24 protein-coding genes and 1 other annotated feature are annotated in these 21,813 nt (G+C 54.9%); of the genes, 14 read left to right on the top strand and 10 right to left on the bottom strand.

Annotated elements, in window-relative coordinates:
• Positions 1-14 precede the first annotated feature (14 nt).
• Positions 15-392 carry an Hha toxicity modulator TomB gene (tomB, locus tag RTM06_RS01845; protein ID WP_007886936.1) on the bottom strand — a complete coding sequence of 126 codons (378 nt, stop codon included), beginning with the start codon at positions 390-392 and terminating at the stop codon, positions 15-17.
• A 148-nt stretch (positions 393-540) separates the two neighbouring features.
• Positions 541-894: a hypothetical protein gene (locus RTM06_RS01850; RefSeq protein ID WP_312179550.1), complete on the bottom strand. Its 354-nt coding sequence runs from the start codon at positions 892-894 to the stop codon at positions 541-543.
• A gap of 339 nt (positions 895-1,233) precedes the next feature.
• Between RTM06_RS01850 and RTM06_RS01855 the strand changes: the two genes are divergently transcribed.
• From RTM06_RS01855 to RTM06_RS01865, 3 genes are read left to right on the top strand one after another with little or no spacing between them, the layout of a single operon-like run.
• Positions 1,234-1,890 (top strand): ABC transporter ATP-binding protein, encoded by a 657-nt coding sequence (locus RTM06_RS01855; RefSeq protein ID WP_312179552.1) that lies wholly within the window; start codon positions 1,234-1,236, stop codon positions 1,888-1,890.
• Positions 1,887-2,726: a metal ABC transporter permease gene (locus tag RTM06_RS01860; protein WP_265299719.1), complete on the top strand. Its 840-nt coding sequence runs from the start codon at positions 1,887-1,889 to the stop codon at positions 2,724-2,726. Before RTM06_RS01855 ends, RTM06_RS01860 begins: the two co-directional genes overlap by 4 nt.
• Positions 2,727-2,748: 22 nt before the next feature.
• Entirely contained in the window at positions 2,749-3,627 is an 879-nt protein-coding gene (locus RTM06_RS01865) for a metal ABC transporter substrate-binding protein (protein WP_312179556.1), read from the top strand.
• Between the two features lie 44 nt (positions 3,628-3,671).
• On the opposite strand, the gene ykgO is transcribed toward RTM06_RS01865, so the two are convergent.
• From ykgO to RTM06_RS01885, 4 genes are all read right to left on the bottom strand, one after another.
• Complete coding sequence (gene ykgO, locus RTM06_RS01870) at positions 3,672-3,812, bottom strand: type B 50S ribosomal protein L36 (protein WP_008103894.1); 141 nt, start codon at positions 3,810-3,812, stop codon at positions 3,672-3,674.
• A 15-nt stretch (positions 3,813-3,827) separates the two neighbouring features.
• A complete protein-coding gene (locus RTM06_RS01875) occupies positions 3,828-4,085 on the bottom strand; it encodes a type B 50S ribosomal protein L31 (protein WP_008103892.1) in 258 nt (85 codons plus the stop codon).
• 149 nt (positions 4,086-4,234) lie between these two features.
• The gene (locus tag RTM06_RS01880) at positions 4,235-7,384 is read right to left on the bottom strand and encodes an efflux RND transporter permease subunit (RefSeq protein WP_312179560.1); all 3,150 of its coding nucleotides are present in this window, start codon (positions 7,382-7,384) and stop codon (positions 4,235-4,237) included.
• Between the two features lie 16 nt (positions 7,385-7,400).
• Positions 7,401-8,591, bottom strand: a complete 1,191-nt coding sequence (locus tag RTM06_RS01885) for an efflux RND transporter periplasmic adaptor subunit (RefSeq protein WP_008103889.1) — start codon at positions 8,589-8,591, stop codon at positions 7,401-7,403.
• A 142-nt stretch (positions 8,592-8,733) separates the two neighbouring features.
• Here RTM06_RS01885 and acrR point away from each other — a divergent pair, with 142 nt between their 5' ends.
• Positions 8,734-9,375 carry a multidrug efflux transporter transcriptional repressor AcrR gene (acrR, locus tag RTM06_RS01890; protein ID WP_061717444.1) on the top strand — a complete coding sequence of 214 codons (642 nt, stop codon included), beginning with the start codon at positions 8,734-8,736 and terminating at the stop codon, positions 9,373-9,375.
• Here the strand turns inward: acrR and rsmS are convergent.
• From rsmS to RTM06_RS01905, 3 genes are read right to left on the bottom strand one after another with little or no spacing between them, the layout of a single operon-like run.
• Positions 9,372-9,527, bottom strand: a complete 156-nt coding sequence (rsmS, locus tag RTM06_RS01895) for a pleiotropic regulatory protein RsmS (RefSeq protein WP_008103886.1) — start codon at positions 9,525-9,527, stop codon at positions 9,372-9,374. The genes acrR and rsmS overlap by 4 nt on opposite strands.
• A gap of 8 nt (positions 9,528-9,535) precedes the next feature.
• On the bottom strand, positions 9,536-9,781 hold the full coding sequence (locus RTM06_RS01900; protein ID WP_265299705.1) for a GlsB/YeaQ/YmgE family stress response membrane protein: 246 nt from the start codon (positions 9,779-9,781) through the stop codon (positions 9,536-9,538).
• Between the two features lie 51 nt (positions 9,782-9,832).
• Complete coding sequence (locus tag RTM06_RS01905; RefSeq protein WP_265299703.1) at positions 9,833-10,345, bottom strand: primosomal replication protein; 513 nt, start codon at positions 10,343-10,345, stop codon at positions 9,833-9,835.
• Between the two features lie 57 nt (positions 10,346-10,402).
• On the opposite strand from RTM06_RS01905, the gene RTM06_RS01910 reads away from it, so the two are divergent.
• From RTM06_RS01910 to htpG, 6 genes are all read left to right on the top strand, one after another.
• Positions 10,403-10,786 (top strand): DUF454 family protein, encoded by a 384-nt coding sequence (locus RTM06_RS01910; RefSeq protein WP_312179566.1) that lies wholly within the window; start codon positions 10,403-10,405, stop codon positions 10,784-10,786.
• Between the two features lie 149 nt (positions 10,787-10,935).
• The gene (gene apt / locus RTM06_RS01915; RefSeq protein WP_008103878.1) at positions 10,936-11,487 is read left to right on the top strand and encodes an adenine phosphoribosyltransferase; all 552 of its coding nucleotides are present in this window, start codon (positions 10,936-10,938) and stop codon (positions 11,485-11,487) included.
• Between the two features lie 151 nt (positions 11,488-11,638).
• Positions 11,639-13,618: a DNA polymerase III subunit gamma/tau gene (dnaX, locus tag RTM06_RS01920; RefSeq protein ID WP_312179568.1), complete on the top strand. Its 1,980-nt coding sequence runs from the start codon at positions 11,639-11,641 to the stop codon at positions 13,616-13,618.
• Positions 12,960-13,021, top strand: a sequence feature (DnaX frameshifting element). (Overlaps the previous gene by 62 nt.)
• Positions 13,619-13,668: 50 nt before the next feature.
• Positions 13,669-13,998, top strand: a complete 330-nt coding sequence (locus RTM06_RS01925) for a YbaB/EbfC family nucleoid-associated protein (protein ID WP_008103874.1) — start codon at positions 13,669-13,671, stop codon at positions 13,996-13,998.
• Positions 13,998-14,603 (top strand): recombination mediator RecR, encoded by a 606-nt coding sequence (gene recR / locus RTM06_RS01930; RefSeq protein WP_008103873.1) that lies wholly within the window; start codon positions 13,998-14,000, stop codon positions 14,601-14,603. Before RTM06_RS01925 ends, recR begins: the two co-directional genes overlap by 1 nt.
• A 99-nt stretch (positions 14,604-14,702) precedes the next feature.
• Entirely contained in the window at positions 14,703-16,577 is a 1,875-nt protein-coding gene (gene htpG / locus RTM06_RS01935) for a molecular chaperone HtpG (protein ID WP_312179571.1), read from the top strand.
• A 94-nt stretch (positions 16,578-16,671) separates the two neighbouring features.
• Here htpG and RTM06_RS01940 read toward each other — a convergent pair whose 3' ends face one another.
• Positions 16,672-17,541, bottom strand: coding sequence for a LysR substrate-binding domain-containing protein (locus RTM06_RS01940; RefSeq protein WP_293796640.1), 870 nt, complete (start codon positions 17,539-17,541; stop codon positions 16,672-16,674).
• Between the two features lie 188 nt (positions 17,542-17,729).
• Here RTM06_RS01940 and RTM06_RS01945 point away from each other — a divergent pair, with 188 nt between their 5' ends.
• The 4 genes from RTM06_RS01945 to RTM06_RS01960 all read left to right on the top strand — a co-directional run bounded on the left by RTM06_RS01945 (position 17,730) and on the right by RTM06_RS01960 (position 21,798).
• Positions 17,730-18,560, top strand: coding sequence for a DUF6024 family protein (locus tag RTM06_RS01945; protein WP_312179576.1), 831 nt, complete (start codon positions 17,730-17,732; stop codon positions 18,558-18,560).
• 151 nt (positions 18,561-18,711) lie between these two features.
• Entirely contained in the window at positions 18,712-19,356 is a 645-nt protein-coding gene (gene adk, locus RTM06_RS01950; RefSeq protein WP_061717437.1) for an adenylate kinase, read from the top strand.
• A 122-nt stretch (positions 19,357-19,478) separates the two neighbouring features.
• Positions 19,479-20,438, top strand: a complete 960-nt coding sequence (gene hemH, locus RTM06_RS01955) for a ferrochelatase (RefSeq protein ID WP_312179579.1) — start codon at positions 19,479-19,481, stop codon at positions 20,436-20,438.
• A gap of 58 nt (positions 20,439-20,496) precedes the next feature.
• Entirely contained in the window at positions 20,497-21,798 is a 1,302-nt protein-coding gene (locus RTM06_RS01960; protein ID WP_256695828.1) for an inosine/guanosine kinase, read from the top strand.
• Positions 21,799-21,813 lie beyond the last annotated feature (15 nt).

Consider the following 21,813-nt stretch of genomic DNA (forward strand, 5'->3'; position numbering starts at 1 on the left):
GTCTCAGTCTGGTGCTAAAAGGAATGGCTAGGTTGTTGGAGATAAGCACACTCTTCGGCAAACAGATTAAATAAACGTTTTGCTGAACGCTGCCACCGTTGTAGATCCTGAGTATTGATTCCATAGCTGCTGAACAGCATAAAGGTATCGTCAAGATATTCATCGATTTGCGTAATCAGGGCTTCATCTTCAACGTGCTTAATTTTGTAATTCATCGTGAAAGAAGCGATATGCTCAATCAAATCGTTGAGCTGTAAATTGCTTTCCGAAGTAGGATCATTAACCCAACCATGATGGCTATCAGTCAATGTCGCCATACTTTCGTCGAACAAGTTCTCACACAGGTATTTAAGCTGGGCAATATCATGCCGTTTCGGTGAGTATTCGTCCATCTTTTTCCCCTCCATAGCTAGCACAGTTACCGCAGCGCGGCGAGATTAGGAAAAGCTACCAGGAAGCGATCTCGAATAAAAATTGAATTCAGCGACTCCTTAAATGTAATCCACAATCATTAGCTTTGCTCACCTCAATTACCAAATATTACAATTCATCGGCAGGAGAGGGGCGCTCATTGTCAATCACTTCAAACACCAGCGCGCCGGACGTTACCTGAAACAGCACTTCTTCACGCCGCTTAAACGTTTCATTTAAATCCAGGCAAGGATTAAATAAATTCCAGCTGAAATCGTAAAGCATTTTAAATCGATTGTTGTTGGTTGGTTGAATAGAAATAATCTGGAAGCTCTCGGGAACTAATTGCGCGTTTTGAGAATACCACTGTAAATCACCGGCTAATGCCTCGGCTATTTTGAGAATATTCCCCTGGATAATTCTTACCAGCTTTTCGCAATCGTCCTCATTCACAGCAATATCACAATGAATAATAGACGGCATTTTGTATCCAGTAAAAGAATGATGTTTCTATCATTGAGCTTATTGAGTGACATTGCAAGTCGCTAATATACAGAAAGAGTAATCGTTGTGATGGGTTTCATAACTCAATCATGGCGAAACGGCGAATTACAGCGGTAATCGTCTTGAGCGATCAACTTTTGAAACACTTTTGCGCGGGCACAACAGAGGAAGAGTCAGGTAGTATAATTGTTATGTTATAACATTTTGGTTGTTGAGTATGAATCATAGCGGTTTACTTCTTTCCCTTGGCGGCCGTTTGCTGGTTGCGCTGATGCTGATTGCCTTTCTGGCAATAGCCTTATGGTGGGGAATGCAGAAATGATGCATTTCAACCGCTTACAAGCAGGTTATCAAGGCCGTGCGGTGACGCCGGTCGTTAACGGCGAGCTGGCAACGGGCAGCATGACGGCGCTGATTGGCGCTAACGGCACCGGAAAATCGACCTTATTGAAAACCATTGCCGGCTTACTGCCGCCCATTTCCGGCAGCTGCGAATTGCACATCCCGCGCAAAGCGCTGGGCTGGTTACCGCAACGCAGTGAACTTGAAACGCGTTTTCCTCTTACTGCCTATGAACTGGTGGCGATGGGCTGCTGGCCACGTTGCGGCTGGTTTGGTGGCATTAATCGCGCCTTGCGCCTGGAAATCGATGCCGCGCTGGATGCGGTGCAAATGCGTGAGTTTGCCGATGCGCAGCCAGCCACGTTATCTGGCGGACAACTGCAGCGCGTGCTGTTCGCGCGCTTAATGCTGCAGCGCAGCCAGCTCTGGCTACTGGATGAACCTTTCAACGGCATTGATAGCCAAACCGTCACTTTACTGATGTCGATCCTCGAACAGCAACAGCATGCGGGCACCACATTATTAGTGGTGCTACACGATCGGCCGCTGGTGGCGCGCTATTTTCAGGATGTGTTATCGCTCGATGACGCTGATTCCGCACAAACGCCAACATTGCGTAGGGTAGCGTCGTGACATTACTTCAACCCTTTATCGAATTTGGTTTCATGCGCCGTGCGTTGGTGGCCTGCATTGCATTAGCCATTAGCGCCACGCCGCTGGGCGTTTTTCTCTCCCTACGCCGCATGAGTCTGGTCGGCGATGCGCTATCACATGCGGTATTACCCGGTGCGGCGATTGGATATCTGGTGTCGGGATTATCGCTGGTGGCGATGGGCATTGGCGGCCTGATTGCCGGTTTGGCGGTGGCGCTGCTCTCAGGCGCGGTCAGCCGTTACACGCACCTCAAAGAGGATGCCAGTTTCTCGGGCTTCTACCTCGGCTCTCTCGCACTCGGCGTCACACTGGTATCACTGCGCGGTTCCAGCGTCGATCTACTCCACGTGTTATTTGGATCGCTGCTAGCCGTGGATAACGCGGCAATTCTGCTGGTTGGCGGCATTGCCGCTACCACTCTGCTGCTGCTGGCGGTGATCTTCCGTCCGCTAGTGATCGATGCCTTCGATCCCGATTTTCTGCGCGCACAGGGCAAATGGAGCGCACCGCTGGTGCACGGTCTGTTCTTAATGCTGGTGGTGCTAAATCTGGTGGCGGGCTTTCAGGTGCTGGGCACGCTGATGTCGGTGGGATTGATGATGTTGCCGGCCACCAGCGCACGCTTCTGGAGTCGCCATCTGGCTTGCATGCTTGGCATCGCCATGCTGCTGGCGATTGTCTCTGCGTTTATCGGTCTGATTCTTTCGTGGCATTTCTCGCTGCCGGCTGGACCGGCGGTGGTGCTGAGTGCTGCGGTGCTGTTTCTGCTTTCTGTTTTGACAGGACCATGTGGCGGCCTGTTGCGCCGTCGATAACGAAACCAATAAGGGGATATGAATGAAAAAGTTACCGCTGAGTCTGGCGATTGGCGCCATGCTAATTAGCCCACTGTCGCTGGCGAAGAGCGTTGATGTTGTGGCGAGCTTCACCGTGCTGGCGGATATCGTTAAACAGGTCGGTGGCGATCACGTCAACGTGAAATCGCTGGTCGGCCCGAACGGCGATCCGCACACCTTCGAACCGACGCCGCAAGATAGCCAGGCGCTGTCGAAAGCGGATGTGGTGTTTGTAAGCGGTTTGGGCATGGAAGGTTGGATGGATCGCCTGATCAGCGCGTCAGGTTATAAAGGCACCCTCGTCGTGGCCTCGAACGGCGTTAACACGCGCAAGATGGAAGAGGACGGTAAAAGCGTCACCGATCCCCACGCGTGGAACAGCATGCAAAACGGTGTGATCTACGCCACCAATGTGATGAATGCACTGATCAAAGCCGATCCTGAAGATGCGGCGGATATTCGTAAAAGCGGTGAAAGTTACATTCAGCAGCTGCAGAAGCTGGATAGCTGGGCGAAAACCGCCTTTGCTAAAGTACCGAAGAACAAGCGTAAGGTGCTGACCAGCCACGATGCCTTTGGCTACTTTGGCCAACGTTATGGCGTTAGTTTCCTTGCGCCGGTGGGCTTCTCGACTGAAGCGGAAGCCAGCGCCAGCGATGTGGCTTCGATCATCAACCAGCTGAAGGCCGAGCACATCAAAACTTACTTCATGGAGAATCAAACCGATCCGCGTCTGGTAAAACAGATTGCCAGCGAAACCGGCGCACAGCCGGGCGGGGAACTCTATCCGGAGGCCTTGTCGGAAGCGAATGGCCCGGCAGCGACCTATGTGGCCGCATTCAAACATAATGTGGACGCCATTCTGCATAGCATGAAGTAAAAAAAAGGCCGGGGAGCATCCCGGCCAATTATCACGACACTTTCCTACCTTTTTTTCTTTCTTCCCTGAACCGCCTTAAAGCGCGGGTTGGTTTTGCAAATCACATAGATGCGACCTTTACGACGCACGACTTTGCAATCTTTATGGCGCGTCTTGGCAGAGCGCAATGAACTCAATACCTGCATCTCTTCTCTCCAGTCTTACTTGTTGCGCGACAGGAAGCTGCCAAAACGCTGATTGAAGCGCGCGGTGCTGCCTTCTTTGGCGAAATCTTTCTGCTTGCCGGTATAGAACACGTGAGATTTTGACGAGACATCCAGCGTGACATACGGCAGCACTTCACCTTCAAACTCAATGGTGCGCTCAGTCTTAATCGTGGAGCCGACTTTGAAGTATTCGTTGGCCGAGGTGTCGTGGAACACCACTGGGCGATAAAGGGGATGGATATTCGGTTTCATAGTCACCTCGTTATGTAATGTTATACTATAACAATATTATGAGCCTGAAAATGGCTGATTGCAACCGTGAAAAACACAGGGATTTTGGCGGGGCAGGGAAGCAGCAATAAAAAAGGCCGCATCAGCGGCCTTTTAAGGAAGGGTAGAACTTAGTGTTTGTGCTCAACCGGATGACCGTGTTCCAGGTCACCTTTGTTCTTACTGAAGCGGCGACGTACCACCACGAAGAACACCGGAACGAAGAAGATAGCCAGCGCGGTCGCTGTTACCATCCCGCCCATTACGCCGGTACCTACCGCATTTTGTGCGCCAGAACCCGCACCGGTGCTGATCGCCAGCGGCATTACGCCGAGGATAAAGGCGAGTGAGGTCATCAGAATCGGACGCAGACGCATACGGGATGCTTCCAGCGTGGATTCCACCAACCCTTTACCTTCCTTCTCCATCAAATCCTTGGCGAATTCGACAATCAGGATGGCGTTCTTCGCCGACAATCCTATGGTAGTCAACAAGCCCACCACAAAGTAGACGTCGTTACTTAAGCCGCGCAGCGTGGTGAAGATCAGTGCGCCGACCACACCCAGCGGTACCACCAACATCACTGAGAACGGAATCGACCAGCTCTCATACAGCGCGGCCAGACACAGGAACACCACAATCAGTGAGATAGCATACAGCGCCGGAGCCTGGTTACCTGACAAGCGTTCCTGATAGGACATGCCGGTCCAGTCGTAACCAATACCCGCCGGCAGTTTTCCTGCCAACTCTTCCATCAGGTTCATGGCATCACCGGAGCTCTTGCCTGGCGCAGCCTGGCCCAAAATCTCCATCGATGGCAAGCCGTTGTAACGTTCCAGACGTGGTGAACCGTACTGCCACTTCGCCGAAGAGAAGGCGGAGAACGGTACCATGGTGCCGCCGCTGTTGCGCACGTACCATTTACTGATATCGTCCGGCAACATACGTGAATCGGCCTGGCCCATTACGTACACTTTCTTCACGCGACCGCGGTCGATGAAGTCGTTGACGTAAGAACCGCCCCATGCGGCGCCCAGCGTGGTGTTAATGTCTGAAAGCGACACACCCAGCGCCTGCGCTTTTTCCTGATCGATAATCAGTTTGTACTGCGGCGTATCTTCCATACCGTTTGGACGCACGCCCACCAGCGTATCCGGATGCTGGGCAATCATGCCAAACAGCTGGTTACGCGCGGCGGTCAGCTTTTCGTGACCCAGGTTGCCCTGATCGGTCAGCATGAAGTCGAAGCCGGTGGCGTTACCCAGTTCGATAATCGCTGGCAGGTTGAACGGGAACACCATCGCATCTTTGATTTGACCGAGTGCCTGCATGGCACGACCGGCAATCGCAGGGACTTTCAGGCTGGCATCGCCACGCTCATCCCACGGCTTGAGGCTGACGAACGCGATACCGGTGTTCTGTCCACGACCGGCAAAGCCGAAGCCGTTGACGGTAAACACCGAATTCACGCTGTCTTTCTCTTTAGTCAGGAAGTAATCCGTCACCTGATCCAGCACTTTCTGGGTACGTTCCTGGGTAGCACCAGCCGGCAGCTGCGCCTGCGCCAGTAACAGACCCTGATCCTCTTCCGGCAGGAATGAGGTCGGCAGTTTCAGGAACAGATACGCCATGCCGACCACGATCACCAGATAAATCAGCAGGTAACGACCGGTGCTGCGCACGATATGGCCCACACTATCAACATAGTGGTTGGTGCTCTTATCGAACACGCGGTTAAACCAACCGAAGAAACCGGTGGTTTTACCGTGAGTGCCTTTCGGAACGGGTTTCAGCAAAGTAGCACAAAGCGCTGGAGTCAGAATCAACGCCACCAGCACCGACAGCGCCATCGCGGAAACGATGGTGATCGAGAACTGGCGATAGATGACACCGGTTGAACCGCCGAAGAATGCCATCGGGATAAATACCGCAGACAGCACCAACGCGATACCGACCAACGCGCCCTGGATCTGCTCCATCGAACGTTTGGTGGCCTCTTTCGGCGGCAAGCCTTCTTCCGCCATCACACGCTCAACGTTCTCGACCACCACGATGGCGTCATCCACCAGCAGGCCGATAGCGAGCACCATCCCGAACATCGTCAGGGTGTTTATCGAGTAGCCAAAGGCACTGATGATCGCAAAGGTTCCGAGTAAAACCACCGGTACGGCAATGGTAGGAATCAGCGTCGCGCGGAAGTTCTGCAGGAACAGATACATTACCAGGAACACCAGCACGATCGCTTCAAACAGCGTTTTCACCACTTCGAAAATCGAAATTTTCACGAACGGCGTGGTGTCGTACGGATAAACCGTTTTCATGCCTGACGGGAAGAACGGTTGCAGTTTTGCCAGCTCAGCTTTTACCGCATCGGCGGTATCCAGCGCGTTAGCGCCCGTTGCCAGTTTGATACCGATACCAGAAGCGGGCTTGCCATTATAACGCGCGATGATCTCGTAGTTTTCACCACCGAGTTCAATCTTCGCCACGTCACGCAGGCGCACCTGAGAACCATCCTGATTCACTTTCAACAAGATCTTACCGAACTCATCTGTTGAAGTCAGACGGGTTTGCGCAATGATCGAGGCATTAAGTTGTTGACCGGGCACAGGTGGCGTACCACCCAGTTGGCCAGCAGCAATTTGGGTGTTCTGAACTTTCAACGCGCTGATGACATCTACTGGCGTCAGTGAATAGTTATTCAGCTTGTGCGGGTCCAGCCAGATACGCATGGCATATTGCGCACCAAACACCTGTGTATCACCCACGCCCGGCATACGGCTGACCGGATCTTTGATGTTAGAGGCAACATAGTCAGAAATATCATTCTGCGTCATGGTGCCGTCATCGCTGACGAAACCCGCCACCATCAGGAAGCTACTGGAGGATTTCTTAACCTGAATCCCCTGTTGCTGCACTTCTTGTGGCAGTAACGGCGTGGCCAGCTGCAGTTTGTTCTGCACCTGAACCTGCGCGATATCTGCGTCAGTACCGGATTGGAAGGTCAGTGTCAGCGTCAATGTACCCGACGAATCACTGCTCGATGACATATACATCAGGCCATCGATACCGTTCATGTTTTGCTCGATGACCTGCGTCACCGAATCTTGCAGCGTTTTCGCATCAGCACCCGGATAGGTCGCCTGGATTTCAACCGCCGGCGGCGCAACATTGGGATATTGCTCAATCGGCAGACTGATAATCGATAGCACACCAACCAACATGATGATGATGGCGAGCACCCACGCAAAAATGGGGCGATCAATAAAGAACTTAGCCATGTATCAGTGGCTCCTGTTATGACGATGATTTAGCAGACGGTGATTCTGGTGCAGCTTTGGCATCATCGGAGACTTCTTGTGGCGTCACCTGCGCACCCGGTTTGGCGCGCTGGATACCGGTGGTGATCACCCGATCGCCTGCTTTAAGACCTTCCGTTACCAGCCATTTGTCACCAAATGCCTGATTAGCGGTAATATTGCGAGATTCCACTTTATTATCCGCGCCTACGACCATCGCCGTTGCCTGACCGGTTGGGGTACGCGTTACGCCCTGTTGCGGTACCAGCAATGCGGTTGGATTGGTGCCTTCATCCAGACGTGCGCGCACAAACATACCTGGCAGCAGGCGATTGTCCGGATTCGGGAAGATGGCACGCAGCGTGATTGAACCGGTGGTTTCATCCACGCTCACATCAGAGAATTCCAATGTGCCTGTTTGCGGGTATGCGTTACCGTTTTGCATTAGCAGGGTGACGTTGGCCTTACCGTCGTTCTGTTTCAGCTGACCGGATTCCAGTTCTGCGCGCAAACGCAGGAATTCATCACTGGATTGGGTCACGTCGACATACATAGGATCGAGCTGTTGCACGGTCGCCAGCGCGGTAGTCTGCCCATTTGAAACCAGCGCACCTTCAGTCACTGACGATTTACCAATACGACCGCTGATAGGCGAGGTCACTTTGGTATACGCCAGATTGATGCGTGCGGTTTCAACGTTGGCACGCGCAGCCTGTGCGGCTGCGGCAGTTTGGGCTGCTGTGCCTGCGGCGGTGTCATAGTCCTGCTGACTGATGTACTTGGTACCCAGCAGTGGCTTGTAGCGCGTGATGGTCAACTGCGCCACGCGAGCATTGGCTTCAGCCTGGGCTAAATCCGCTTTAGCACTGTCGTAGGCCGCCTGGTAGGTGGCGGGATCGATCTGATACAGCGACTGGCCGGCTTTTACATCACTACCTTCAACAAAATTACGTTTGAGAATAATCCCTGACACCTGAGGGCGAACTTCCGCAACGCGGAAAGCCGAGGTACGGCCCGGCAGCTCAGTGGTAATTTGCAATGGTTCGTTTTTTAACGTCACAACACCCACTTCTGGGGGCTGCTGCTGGGCGGCTTGCTGGGATTTATTATCATCACATCCTGTTAACAAAAAGCTGCCTGAAAGCATCAGGACGGCCGCCAGAGGCGCTAATCCTCTGTTTTTATTCATAAATAAACCTCTAGTGTCCGATATCAAATGATCAATGGATCACAAACCGATAAACCCATTGCTGCGTTAAAACACGGGTCGTGCTATGGTACATACATTCACAAATGTATGTAAACTTACAAGTTTGTAAAAAAAGCCCAGCATGGCACGAAAAACCAAAGCGCAAGCTCTTGAAACACGGCATCAAATTCTTGACGCCGCATTAGCACACTTTTCCGAACATGGTGTGGCCGCCACGTCTCTGGCGGATATCGCAACAGCGGCCGGCGTCACGCGCGGGGCTATCTACTGGCATTTCAAAAACAAAGCCGATCTCTTGCATGAAATCTGGCTGCGTTGTGACGCTGGGCTAGACGATGTGGAACTTGAGTATCAGACAAAATACCCGGGTGATCCACTTTCTGTTGTACGTTCAATGTTGATCTATATCCTTGACGCCACAGCAAAGGATCCGCAAAGACGCGCATTAATGGAGATTATCTTCCACAAGTGTGAATTTGTTGGCGAAATGTCGACGTTACAGGATATGCGCCAAAGCTTACTGCTGGAGTGTTACGACCGCATTGAAGTGGTGTTGAAAGAGTGTATTGAGGTCGGTCAGCTGCCCAGCAACATCAACACGCGGCAGTCTGCACGCCTGATGTGCGGCTACATCAACGGCATGATGGAAAACTGGCTATTCAATCCGCAGGCTTATGATTTGGCTGCCGATGCGCCGCAGCTGGTGGATGCATTTTTGGATATGTTGCGCCTTAGTCCAACACTTACCACCGGGCCACGTTAAGCAGCATCTTCCGCCGCTTTCTTTTGTTGATAATCCCGCTGAACAATTGCCAGCGCGGCCAGCACGGTGGCGGTGGGAACATTATTCTCTTCAAGCAGTTGAATCAGATCGACGGCAAGCTTGATTTCGTCGGGTGCGCTGTCCAGTGACATGGTTTCTCCTAAATACGTAATTTCGCCGCGACCAGCAGCATTAACAGTGCGCCCAGTAGCGCGCTGGCGAAACCGGCTGGATGTAAGGCGGCAAGATCGCCGGTGGTGAAGTAGGTGGCGATATAGCCGCCAATCAGCGCGCCAATCACCGCCAACACCAGCGTAGGCACAAAACCGCCCGGACGACCGGGAAAAATCACTCGCTTAAGCCAGCCTGCCGCTAAACCCATTACAATCCAAAAAACCAGCGTCATGATTTTTCTCCTTTTTTCACCGCTATGAGTATAGAGGAAAAAGCGCCGCGTTTAGCGTGGCATAGCCGGCAACTCCAGTTTGTAGATAGCGGCGCGGCAGCGTGCCAGGCGCTCCTGCAATTGATCAACTTCACGAATTAGCTGCTGCTGAACGCTGAGGGTTTCGGCGCGCGCCAGATGCAGCTCGCGCTCTTGAATCATCGCCAGTAAGCGCTTTTCGTAGCCTTGATACTCTTCACGTTTGGTCTGGCGTGCATCGACGCGTGGCCGCTCGCGCTTCACGCGCAGCTGTTGGCTTTGGCATTCGCGTTGCAGCGCGGCAATCTGATCCAGCACTTTCTCCGCCAGCCATTGACGCCGTGCCACATCGGTATCGGCTGCGGTTAACTGCGTAATATTGCCTTCCAGTTCGCGCAGATAATCCGCCAGACGCGTGCCGCTAGTGCGAAACAGTTGGGAATCAAAGCGCGGCTGACGACAGGCACCATCCGGCTGCTGTGCAATCTGCTGGCGCAGTAGATCTAACATGGCGTGGAGACGCTGCTGTGCGGGCGGTTGGGGCATCACTCTGTTTCCGACTGTGTTAACGTAACGCTGTTTTGACTCATTCAGGCATCAGGCATGCAGCGCATTTTACTACTGAGCCTTGGCTGGCTGGCGATTGTGCTAGGCACGCTGGGCATTGTATTACCTTTATTACCCACGACGCCATTTGTGTTGTTGGCGGCCTGGTGTTTTGCCCGCTCGTCGCCGCGTTTCCACCATTGGCTGCTGTGGAAATCGCCGTTTGGCCGCTACATTCGTCACTGGCAGCAGCATCGTGCCATGCCGCCCGGTGCCAAAACTCGCGCCATGTTGCTGATTGTGATTACCTTTTCGGTCTCGATTTATCTGGTGAACCTGCTGTGGGTACGCATTCTGTTAGGCGCGATGCTGTGCATGCTGCTGCTTTTTATGTGGCGCATTCCGGTCGTCGCCGAGGATATCAGCCCGCCACAACAGTAGCGTGAGGGTTGCATTTAGCCGGGTATTTGCATAGATTTGGGCATCTTCGTGCGTGGCTTCCCTTATAAACGACTTCGCTCAACCCGGTTTCCGGGGTTTGGCGCTAGAGAAGCTGCGCGTATTAGATATTTTCTCCAGGCGTAACATTTATGACCGCAACTGCGCAGCAGCTTGAACTCATCAAAAACAGCATTAAAAGCATTCCTGACTATCCGAAGCCGGGCATTCTGTTCCGTGACGTGACCAGTCTGATGGAAGATCCGCAGGCGTATGCCGCGTCGATCGCCATTCTGGTTGAGCGTTATCGTAACAAAGGCATCACCAAGGTGGTGGGAACGGAAGCGCGTGGCTTCCTGTTTGGCGCGCCGGTGGCGCTGGGTTTGGGCGTGGGTTTTGTGCCGGTGCGTAAGCCAGGCAAACTGCCGCGTGAAACCTTCAGCGAAAGCTATGAGCTGGAGTACGGCACCGATGCGCTGGAACTGCACAAAGATGCCATTAAGCCAGGCGATGTGGTGCTGGTGGTGGACGATCTGCTGGCAACCGGCGGTACGCTGGAAGCAACCGTGAAACTGATCCGCCGCGCCGGTGGTGAAGTTAAAGACGCCGCATTCGTGATTAATCTGTTTGACCTGACCGGCGAAGCCCGCCTGACCGCCATGGGCGTCGAGTGCTTCAGCCTGGTGAATTTCCCCGGCCACTAAGGCCTGCGCGCTCCGCTGCACTGCGGGGCGCTACCTCTGCAAAGTTAGTGGTTGCTGATCCGCTGGTGGCTGTTAAACTACTGCCAAAATAAACAGGGTTTGCGAAGCTGCATTTTCTCCCTTCTCCCTAAATTCCAGTGATTGAATCCACATGAGCTATCAGGTACTTGCGCGAAAATGGCGTCCCCAGGCCTTCGCTGACGTAGTCGGTCAGGAACATGTGCTGACTGCGCTGGCCAACGGATTGTCACTGGGACGAATCCATCATGCTTATCTCTTTTCTGGCACCCGCGGCGTCGGGAAAACCTCGATCGCCCGTCTGCTGGCGAAGGGCCTTAACTGTGAAACCGGCATCACGTCAACGCCGTGCGGACAATGCGACAACTGCCGCGAAATCGAGCAGGGCCGTTTTGTCGATCTGATTGAGATCGATGCCGCGTCACGCACCAAAGTTGAAGATACGCGCGATCTGCTCGATAACGTGCAGTACGCGCCGGCGCGCGGTCGCTTCAAGGTCTATTTGATCGATGAAGTGCACATGCTGTCGCGCCACAGCTTCAACGCGCTGCTGAAAACGCTGGAAGAGCCGCCATCACACGTTAAATTCCTATTGGCGACCACCGATCCGCAGAAGCTGCCGGTGACGATTCTGTCACGTTGCCTGCAATTCCATCTCAAGGCGCTCGACGTTGAGCAAATCCAGCAGCAGCTGGCGCATGTGTTGCAGCTGGAGCAGATTGCTGCCGAACCGCGTGCGCTGCATCTGTTGGCGCGCGCCGCTGACGGCAGTATGCGCGATGCGCTCAGCCTGACCGACCAGGCGATTGCCATGGGGCAGGGCAGCGTAACGCGTGACACCGTGGCACAAATGCTCGGCACGCTCGACGACGAACAGCCATTGGCGCTGATCGAAGCGCTGGTGGATGGCCAGGGCGAACAGGTAATGGCGCTGCTGAATCAGGCCGCGTCGCGCGGGGTGGAGTGGGAAGCGCTGTTGGTCGAGATGCTGCGTTTGCTGCACCGCATTGCGATGGTGCAGCTGTTACCGAGCTCGCTCAGCGAGGACGATCTTAGCCAGGCCGATCGCCTGCGCGAGTTAGCGCGCGTGCTGCCACCGGCTGACGTACAACTCTATTACCAAACGCTGTTGATGGGACGTAAAGATCTGCCGCTGGCACCGGATCGGCGCTTAGGCGTGGAGATGACGCTGCTGCGTGCGCTGGCGTTCCATCCGCAGGCGACGATTGCCGAGCCGGTGGCGCGTCCCACCTTGACGCCACAAGCTGCTCCGCAGGTTGCTGCGCCGCAAGCCGCACCAAAAGCCGCGCCCGCTCCGGCTGCGCAGCCGCAGATGGCACCCCCGAACCATGACGCGCCGCCAATGTCGGATGATTATCCGGACATGCAGCCTGCGCCCGATCCGTTACCCGACGCCACCAGCCAGTTGTTACAGGCGCGAACGCAGTTGCTGCGTCAGGGAGCCGGCAAAGCAAAAAAGAGTGAGCCGGCAGCGCGTTCCGCGCGGCCGGCGAATCCGGCGCTGGAACGACTCGCTAGCGTCACTGAACGTGTGCAACAACGTGCATCTGAACCCACGGTAAAAGCCCCGGCCAAACCGGAAGCCTATCGCTGGAAAACGCAGTTGCCGGTTGAGGTTAAAGCGGAGCCGGTGGCGACGCCAAAAGCCTTGCGTTCGGCACTTGAGCATGAGAAAACGCCAGAGCTGGCGCTGCGTCTGGCGGAAGAAGCCCAGCAGCGCGATGCGTGGGCCGCTGAAATCGCCGCGCTGACGCTGCCGAAACTGGTGCAGCAAGTGGCGCTCAACGCGTGGAAAGAGGTGGGCGCAAATGGTATTACGCTGCATCTGCGTAGCAGCCAGCGCCATCTGAATTCTGCGTCGGCAAAGCAAGCGCTGGCGGACGCGCTGAGTCAGTCAGCCGGTCAGCCGGTTGAATTGACCATTATTGAAGACGATAATCCTACGGTATTGACGCCACTGGAGTGGCGTCAGGCCATTTATGAAGAGAAGCTGTCGCAGGCGCGGCAGTCTATCGAAAGCGATACCCATATTCAGACATTGCGTCGATTCTTCGATGCCGATTTGGATGAAGAGAGTATTCGACCGGTGTGAACATGCTGCCGCGCGTCAACTGCGCGCAGCCCCAGCAGAGAGAGAAAACTATGTTTGGTAAAGGCGGATTGGGCAACCTGATGAAACAGGCCCAGCAGATGCAAGACAAAATGGCCAAAGTTCAGGAAGAGATCGCCGCGATCGAAGTGACCGGTGAATCAGGCGCTGGCTTGGTTAAAGTAACCATCAACGGTGCGCACAACTGCCGTCGTGTCGAAGTCGATCCTAGCTTGCTGGAAGATGACAAAGACATGCTGGAAGATCTGATCGCCGCGGCCTTCAACGATGCGGCACGCCGTATCGACGAAACGCAGAAAGAAAAGATGGCTGCTGTCTCTTCAGGTATGCAGCTGCCACCTGGCTTCAAGATGCCGTTCTGATGCAAACCAGTCCACTGCTTGAATCTTTGATGGAGTCGTTGCGCTGCCTGCCGGGCGTTGGCCCGAAGTCGGCGCAGCGCATGGCTTTTCAGCTGTTGCAGCGCGATCGTAGCGGTGGCATGCGTCTGGCGCAGGCGTTGACCCGCGCCATGTCGGAAATCGGCCACTGTGCTGATTGCCGTACCTTCACCGAGCAGGAAATCTGCACCATCTGCGCCAATCCGCGTCGTCAGCAAAACGGCCAGATTTGCGTGGTGGAAAGCCCGGCAGATATCCACGCCATTGAGCAGACCGGCCAGTTTGGCGGCCGCTACTTTGTGCTGATGGGCCACTTGTCACCGCTGGATGGCATTGGTCCACAGGATATCGGTCTGGATCGGCTGGAGCAGCGTCTCGAGCGCGAAACCTTAACCGAAGTGATCCTCGCCACCAATCCCACGGTGGAAGGGGAAGCCACGGCCAACTACATCGCCGAGCTGTGCGGACAATATGGCGTTGACGCCAGCCGCATTGCACACGGTGTGCCGGTTGGCGGTGAGCTGGAAATGGTCGATGGCACCACGCTGTCGCACTCGCTCGCCGGACGCCACAAGATTAATTTCTAATCACTTGCCGATGTCTTCGCAGACATCGGCTTGAAATCCTCTCCTTCATCCCCATTTCTCTCTCAACGTATCATCAACCCCGATTCAGTTGAGGTAGCAATGACCATGAAAGGACAAGAGACGCGTGGCTTCCAGTCAGAGGTAAAACAACTTCTGCACCTGATGATCCATTCGCTCTATTCAAATAAAGAGATTTTCCTGCGTGAGCTGATTTCCAACGCTTCAGATGCCGCCGACAAACTGCGCTTCCGCGCGCTGTCGACGCCCGATCTGTATGAAGGCGACGGCGACCTGCGCGTACGTATCTCGGTCAATCCGGAAAATCGCACGCTGACGCTCAGCGATAACGGCATCGGTATGCGCCGTGATGAGGTGATTGAGAACCTCGGCACCATCGCGAAATCCGGTACCAAATCCTTCCTCGAATCCATGGGCTCCGACCAGGCGAAAGACAGCCAGCTGATCGGCCAGTTCGGCGTGGGCTTCTACTCGGCGTTCATCGTGGCGGACAAAGTCACCGTACGCACCCGCGCCGCTGGCGCGAAAGCCGATGAAGCGGTGTTCTGGGAATCGGCCGGCGAAGGCGAGTACACATTGGCGGAGATTGAGAAAGCCGATCGCGGTACCGAAATCACGCTGCACTTCCGTGAAGGCGAAGACGATTTCCTCGATGCGTGGCGCGTACGTAACGTGATCAGCAAATACTCCGATCACATCGCGCTGCCGGTTGAAATTGAAAGCAAAGACGAAGAGAGCGACACCACCACCTGGGAAAAGATCAACAAAGCCCAGGCGCTGTGGACGCGTAACAAGTCCGAGATCAGCGACGACGAGTACAACGAGTTCTACAAACATATCGCCCATGATTTCAGCGATCCGGCGATCTGGAGCCACAACCGCGTGGAAGGTAAGCAGGAATACACCAGCTTGCTGTATCTGCCATCACGCGCGCCGTTTGACATGTTCAACCGCGACAGCAAGCACGGCCTGAAACTCTACGTGCAGCGCGTGTTCATCATGGATGACGCCGAGCAGTTCATGCCGAACTATCTGCGCTTTGTGCGTGGTCTGATCGATTCCAACGATCTGCCGCTGAACGTGTCGCGTGAAATCCTGCAGGACAGCCGCGTGACCCAGAGCCTGCGCGCCGCGCTGACCAAGCGTAGCCTGCAGATGCTGGAAAAACTGGCGAAAGACGACGCAGAGAAATATCAGCAGTTCTGGAAAGAGTTCGGTCTGGTGCTGAAAGAGGGCCCGGCTGAAGACAACGCTAACCAGCAACAGATTGCCAAACTGCTGCGCTTTGCCACCAGCCAGAGCGAAGGCGCCGAGCAGACCATTTCGCTCGACGACTACCTGACGCGCATGGTGGAAGGTCAGGATAAGATTTATTACATCACCGCCGACAGCTATGCCGCCGCGAAGAGTAGCCCGCATCTGGAACTGTTCCGCAAGAAAGGCATCGAGGTGTTGCTGCTCTCCGATCGCATCGACGAATGGATGATGAGCTACCTCACCGAGTTCGACGGCAAAACTTTCCAGTCAGTCAGCAAAGCGGATGATTCGCTGAGCAAACTGGCCGACGAAGAGACCGAAGAACAGAAAGAAGCGGAGAAGGCGCTGGAGCCGTTTGTTGAGCGCGTGAAAACCCTGCTGGGCGAGCGTGTGAAAGAGGTGCGTCTGACGCATCGTCTCACCGATACGCCAGCGATCGTCACCACCGATGCCAACGAAATGACCACGCAGATGGCGAAGCTGTTTGCTGCTGCCGGTCAGGACGTGCCGGACGTGAAGTACATCTTCGAGATCAATCCGGATCACACGCTGGTGAAACGCGTGGCTGATACCCAGGACGAAACGCGCTTTGCCGAGTGGGTTGAGCTGCTGCTGGATCAGGCGCTGCTGGCCGAGCGCGGTACGCTGGACGATCCCAACCAGTTTATCCGTCGCATGAACCAGTTGCTGACGGCTTAGTCTGGTGCGGTAATTGACAAGGGCGTCATAAATGACGCCCCTACATTCGCCTTCGTAGGGTCGCCATTCATGGCGACCTTTTTATTATCTGCTCTTAAATCTGCGCCTGATCCCGCAACCAATCGCGAAACAAGGTAATCTCCGCATCGTGCTGGCGCGAAGTCTTGGTCATCATCAGAGTGGCGCGATCGACGCGCACAAAGCCCAGCGGCGCGATTAAGGTGCCATCACTCAACTCCTGACGCACCAGCAAGCGCGGCGCCATAATCACGCCCAATCCATTTCTTGCCGCCTGAATGCCTAACGTCAAATTATCGAAATGCTTGCCGATCCAGTAATTACCGCGCACGCCGCTGGTTTTCGCCCATTCAGCCCACGCATGCAGCCGTGTATCGGCGTGCAGAAGCGGCAGCGAGGCGAGATCCTGCTCGCTCTGAAAACGGGCCGCAAACTGCGGGGCGCATAGCGGGCCGATGTAATCATCGCTGATCAAAGTGGTATCAATATCGTCATCCGGCGACTGCTCGGCGCTGAGAATCAGTACATCGGTGTGTTCGCTGCGCAGCTGGTCGATCTCCACCAGCGACTGAAACTGCACTTCGATATCGGGATAGCGCTGATAAAAGCTGGCAATACGCGGAATCAGCCATTGTGAGAGAAAGCTGGGCGCGCAGGAGACGCTAAGGTGATGGCGCATGCCGGTACGGATGCTTTCGCAGGTAGTGGAGAGTTCGCTAAAGGCTTTCTGACAGCTCACCAGCAAACGTTCACCGTGTGAGGTTAATTTGACGCGTCCATTGGTGCGCACAAACAACGGCTTCCCCATCCAGCTCTCCAGCTGTCGAACCTGATGGCTAATGGCGCTATGGGTGACATGCAGACGTTCGGCCGCCAAGCTAAAACTGCTATACAGTGCCGCCTGGTGGAAATAGTGCAGTGCACGTAACGATGGAAGCGCGGTCATACTCGTCCCCTGTGTAAAAACCTAACAGGGATTGTCAGTTTATATCATTTTAATGTCCAGCCGCATTGGCCTAACCTTTCCCCCAGATTCTGGCGGGTTGACGGCTCCGGCTCTCTGTGTTTCACGCCGACTATCACCGCAGGCTTCACCTCCCACACACAGCACAATAATAAGAGACCTATCACGCGATGGCTCCACAACTTGCTATTGCCAGGGCGGCGGCGGCGCGCGATAAGCTTCGCAGCTTGCTTTCCCGCCATTACCGGCTTGAAAATTACGATCTCTTCTTCGCTCCGTCTTTGCATATCTCACGGGTGCTGCTTTCCCAGCTGTTTCTCCGTCAGGAACAGTCGCGCAATCAAACGCGCTATGCCTCCCACCATCCGGTCAGCGAACTCAGCGTACTGCCCACCTTGCCGATGACGGCGGGCAACATTGCATTGGTGGATCATGTCGATATGCAGCAAGGTCGGGTGCGGGCGCTAAGCGAATGCCAAAGCCACGGCGTTACCGATGCGTCGGAGTCATTTGCCACGCAGCTACATAAGCGGTTGGTGAGCGATGCGCGCCTGTTTGTTGCTCGCCTCGATCGCCACGCGGCGTTATGCGGCAATCTGGTGTTGATCGCGTTGCGCACCGCCGATTTCAGCACGCTGGTGCGTAGCGAACTGCGGCTGTTTGAGCAAGGATTAGCGCTTCGTGACGCACCTGAACAGGCGCTGACGATGATCGAGAACAGCGAATGGTGTCCGTTCAATATTGCGATGGTGGAAAATATCGCACTCGACTCGCCCTTTATCCTGCACTCCATTCAGCAACCGGGTTTACCCTTTGCGCTTTTTCCGCTGCCGAACGGCCTCAATGCCAGTGAATTGCCGCAGGATATTCAGGTGCTGCCGCAACAGGCGCGTTTACGCTTGCGCGCCGACGTGCGTGGCGGCGTCAACAAGCAGCAGAACGTCACGCTAACACTGAAAAAACGGCTCAAAGACGCGCTCATGCTTAGCCGTAATTCCTAAAAACAGGCACTCTGCTGGTATTTGCTGACAAAGCAGGTCAAAGTAGACCTTTCGTGACGAGCGCGCCCGTTTCCTTGTGGTGCGCGGGCCATAATGGTATGTTCTTCGCCTTCTCAGATTGAACAATGCGATTCGCAAGGGGAATTACGCAATGCGTATTATTCTGCTCGGAGCTCCGGGCGCAGGTAAAGGCACTCAGGCTCAATTCATCATGGAGAAATACGGTATTCCGCAAATCTCCACCGGTGACATGTTACGTGCGGCAGTCAAAGCAGGTACGGAACTGGGCCAACAGGCAAAAGCGATCATGGATGCCGGTAAACTGGTGACTGACGAGCTGGTGATTGCGCTGGTAAAAGAGCGTATCACTCAGGAAGACTGCAAAAACGGTTTTCTGCTCGATGGCTTCCCACGCACTATCCCGCAGGCTGACGCCATGAAAGAAGCGGGCATCAAGGTTGACTACGTGCTGGAGTTCGCTGTACCGGACGAGCTGATTGTGGATCGTATTGTTGGTCGTCGCGTTCATACGCCATCGGGCCGCGTGTATCACGTCACTTACAATCCACCGAAAGTGGAAGGTAAAGATGACCTGACCGGCGAAGAGCTGACCACACGTAAAGATGACCAGGAAGAGACCGTGCGTAAGCGTCTGGTGGAATACCATCAGCTGACCGCGCCGCTGATTGCCTACTACGGCAAAGAAGCGCAAGACGGCAACACCGAATATCACAAAATCGACGGCACGCGTCCTGTCGCTGAAGTGAGCACGCAATTGGCCACGATTCTCGGTTAATGCGTTGATGGGGCCGGTTGTCCGGCCCTTTTGCAGCAATTGCTTTCCCCTCCCTCGATTTCCGCTACAATTTCCCCCTGATTTTGCATTCGACCCATTCGTTTCGACATCAAGGAAATACCATGAGGCAAGAAAAGCCCGGGGTTTTGCTGGTTAACTTAGGCACACCAGACGCACCCACAACACCTGCGGTTAAACGCTATCTGAAACAATTCCTCGGCGATCCACGAGTGGTTGATACACCGCGCTTATTGTGGTGGCCGATTCTCAATTTCATCATCGTGCCTTTCCGCTCGCCACGCGTATCGAAACTTTATGCTTCCGTGTGGATGGATGAAGGTTCACCGCTGATGGTCTTCAGCAAGCGTCAGCGTGACGCATTGGCACAGCGCCTCGATATGCCGGTTGAACTCGGTATGAGCTACGGCCAGCCAAGCCTCGACAGCGCGTTAAAACGCTTGCTGGATCAGGGCGTGACCAAACTCATCGTGCTGCCGCTCTATCCGCAGTTCTCCTGCTCGACGGTAGCCGCAGTCTGGGACGGCTTAGCCACAAGCTTCAAACCGTTGCGTTCGCTGCCGGAAGTGGCGTTTATCCGCGATTATGCGGAGCATCCGGCTTACATTGCCGCGCTGAAAGCCTCGGTTGAGCGCTCGTTTGCACTGCATGGCGAACCGGATCTGCTGGTGCTGTCGTATCACGGCATTCCACAGCGTTTCGCCAATGAAGGCGACGATTATCCGCTGCGCTGCAAAGACACCACCGATGCGCTGGCCGCGGCATTGGGTATTGCGCCGCACAAGATCATGATGACCTTCCAGTCGCGCTTTGGTAGCGAGCCGTGGCTGACGCCGTATACCGACGAAACCATGAAGAGTTTGCCGGCCAAAGGCATCAAGCACGTGCAGGTGATGAGTCCGGGCTTTGCGGCGGATTGCCTCGAAACGCTCGAGGAGATCAGCGGTGAAAACTGCGAGATTTTCCTGCATGCCGGCGGCGAAAAGTTCGAGTACATTCCAGCGCTCAACGACGATGCTGAGCACATTGAAATGATGGTGCAGCTGGTCAACGCGCGCCGTTAAGGGTGTGGCAGAGAGTGTGATATCATTCTCTGCCTGATTTTCCCTGACGGCACTCTCGATGAAATTTCCCGGCAAACGCAAATCCAAACACTATTTTCCCGTCAACGCGCGCGATCCGCTGCTGCAAGCCACGCAGCAAGAGCAGGAAGAGGGCAGTTGGGTGGTGGGTATCGACCAGACGCTGGTGGATATTGAAGCCAAAGTTGATGACGACTTTCTGCAGCGTTACGGCTTAAGCGCCGGTCACTCGCTGGTGATCGATGATGCTACCGCCGAAGCGCTCTACAACGAGCTGATGCGCGAAGCGCTTATCAGCCATCAATTTGCCGGTGGCACCATCGGAAATACCCTGCATAACTACTCGGTGCTGGCGGATGATCGCTCGGTGCTGCTCGGCGTGATGTGCAATAACATCCAGATCGGCGGCTACGCCTATCGCTACCTGTGCAACACCTCCAGCCGTATGGATCTGAACTTCCTGCAGGGCGTTGATGGCGCGATTGGCCGCTGCTTCACGCTGATTGGCGAGCAGGGCGAACGTACCTTCGCCATCAGCCCTGGCTTAATGAACCAGCTGCAGGCCAACAGCATTCCGGAAGAGGTGATTGCGGGCGCCTCGGCGCTGGTGCTGACTTCCTATCTGGTGCGCTGCCAGCCGGGCGAACCGATGCCGGAAGCCACCTTGCGCGCCATCGAATACGCCAAAAAACACAATGTGCCGGTGGTATTGACGCTCGGCACCAAATACGTGATTCAGGATAACCCGCAGTTCTGGCGCGATTTCCTGCGCGACCACGTCTCGATTGTGGCGATGAACGAAGAGGAAGCCTATGCGCTGACCGGTGAACAGGATCCGCTGCTGGCGTCAAATATGGCGCTGGATTGGGTGGATTTGGTGCTGTGTACCGCCGGGCCAACCGGTTTGTACATGGCCGGTTTCACCGAAGAAGAGTACAAACGCAAAACCAATCATCCGCTGCTGCCGGGCGCGCTGGCTGAGTTCAACCAATATGAATTTAGCCGCGCGATGCGCCACAAGGATTGCGATCAGCCGCTGCGCATCTTCTCGCATATCGCGCCTTATATGGGCGGACCAGAGAAGATCATGAACACCAACGGCGCGGGCGATGGTGCGCTGGCGGCGCTGCTGCACGACATCACCGCCAACAACTTCCACCGCCAAAAAGTACCTAACTCCAGCAAACACGGCCGCGCCTACCTGACCTATTCGTCACTGGCACAGGTGTGTAAATACGCGAACCGGGTAAGTTATCAGGTGCTGAACCAGCATTCCCCGCGTCTGACGCGCGGCCTGCCGGAGCGGGAAGACAGCTTAGAAGAGTCTTACTGGGACCGATAAAACGGAAGGTCGCCA

This window comes from Pantoea sp. CTOTU46764 (genome assembly GCF_031974595.1).
GTDB lineage: Bacteria > Pseudomonadota > Gammaproteobacteria > Enterobacterales > Enterobacteriaceae > Pantoea > Pantoea trifolii.

Coding starts and splice junctions, on each gene's coding strand:
- tomB (WP_007886936.1), bottom strand. CDS start 392: ATGGACGAATACTCACCGAAACGGCATGATATTGCCCAGCTTAAATAC.
- RTM06_RS01850 (WP_312179550.1), bottom strand. CDS start 894: ATGCCGTCTATTATTCATTGTGATATTGCTGTGAATGAGGACGATTGC.
- RTM06_RS01855 (WP_312179552.1), top strand. CDS start 1,234: ATGATGCATTTCAACCGCTTACAAGCAGGTTATCAAGGCCGTGCGGTG.
- RTM06_RS01865 (WP_312179556.1), top strand. CDS start 2,749: ATGAAAAAGTTACCGCTGAGTCTGGCGATTGGCGCCATGCTAATTAGC.
- ykgO (WP_008103894.1), bottom strand. CDS start 3,812: ATGCAGGTATTGAGTTCATTGCGCTCTGCCAAGACGCGCCATAAAGAT.
- RTM06_RS01875 (WP_008103892.1), bottom strand. CDS start 4,085: ATGAAACCGAATATCCATCCCCTTTATCGCCCAGTGGTGTTCCACGAC.
- RTM06_RS01880 (WP_312179560.1), bottom strand. CDS start 7,384: ATGGCTAAGTTCTTTATTGATCGCCCCATTTTTGCGTGGGTGCTCGCC.
- RTM06_RS01885 (WP_008103889.1), bottom strand. CDS start 8,591: ATGAATAAAAACAGAGGATTAGCGCCTCTGGCGGCCGTCCTGATGCTT.
- acrR (WP_061717444.1), top strand. CDS start 8,734: ATGGCACGAAAAACCAAAGCGCAAGCTCTTGAAACACGGCATCAAATT.
- rsmS (WP_008103886.1), bottom strand. CDS start 9,527: ATGTCACTGGACAGCGCACCCGACGAAATCAAGCTTGCCGTCGATCTG.
- RTM06_RS01900 (WP_265299705.1), bottom strand. CDS start 9,781: ATGACGCTGGTTTTTTGGATTGTAATGGGTTTAGCGGCAGGCTGGCTT.
- RTM06_RS01905 (WP_265299703.1), bottom strand. CDS start 10,345: ATGCCCCAACCGCCCGCACAGCAGCGTCTCCACGCCATGTTAGATCTA.
- RTM06_RS01910 (WP_312179566.1), top strand. CDS start 10,403: ATGCAGCGCATTTTACTACTGAGCCTTGGCTGGCTGGCGATTGTGCTA.
- apt (WP_008103878.1), top strand. CDS start 10,936: ATGACCGCAACTGCGCAGCAGCTTGAACTCATCAAAAACAGCATTAAA.
- dnaX (WP_312179568.1), top strand. CDS start 11,639: ATGAGCTATCAGGTACTTGCGCGAAAATGGCGTCCCCAGGCCTTCGCT.
- RTM06_RS01925 (WP_008103874.1), top strand. CDS start 13,669: ATGTTTGGTAAAGGCGGATTGGGCAACCTGATGAAACAGGCCCAGCAG.
- recR (WP_008103873.1), top strand. CDS start 13,998: ATGCAAACCAGTCCACTGCTTGAATCTTTGATGGAGTCGTTGCGCTGC.
- htpG (WP_312179571.1), top strand. CDS start 14,703: ATGACCATGAAAGGACAAGAGACGCGTGGCTTCCAGTCAGAGGTAAAA.
- RTM06_RS01940 (WP_293796640.1), bottom strand. CDS start 17,541: ATGACCGCGCTTCCATCGTTACGTGCACTGCACTATTTCCACCAGGCG.
- RTM06_RS01945 (WP_312179576.1), top strand. CDS start 17,730: ATGGCTCCACAACTTGCTATTGCCAGGGCGGCGGCGGCGCGCGATAAG.
- adk (WP_061717437.1), top strand. CDS start 18,712: ATGCGTATTATTCTGCTCGGAGCTCCGGGCGCAGGTAAAGGCACTCAG.
- hemH (WP_312179579.1), top strand. CDS start 19,479: ATGAGGCAAGAAAAGCCCGGGGTTTTGCTGGTTAACTTAGGCACACCA.
- RTM06_RS01960 (WP_256695828.1), top strand. CDS start 20,497: ATGAAATTTCCCGGCAAACGCAAATCCAAACACTATTTTCCCGTCAAC.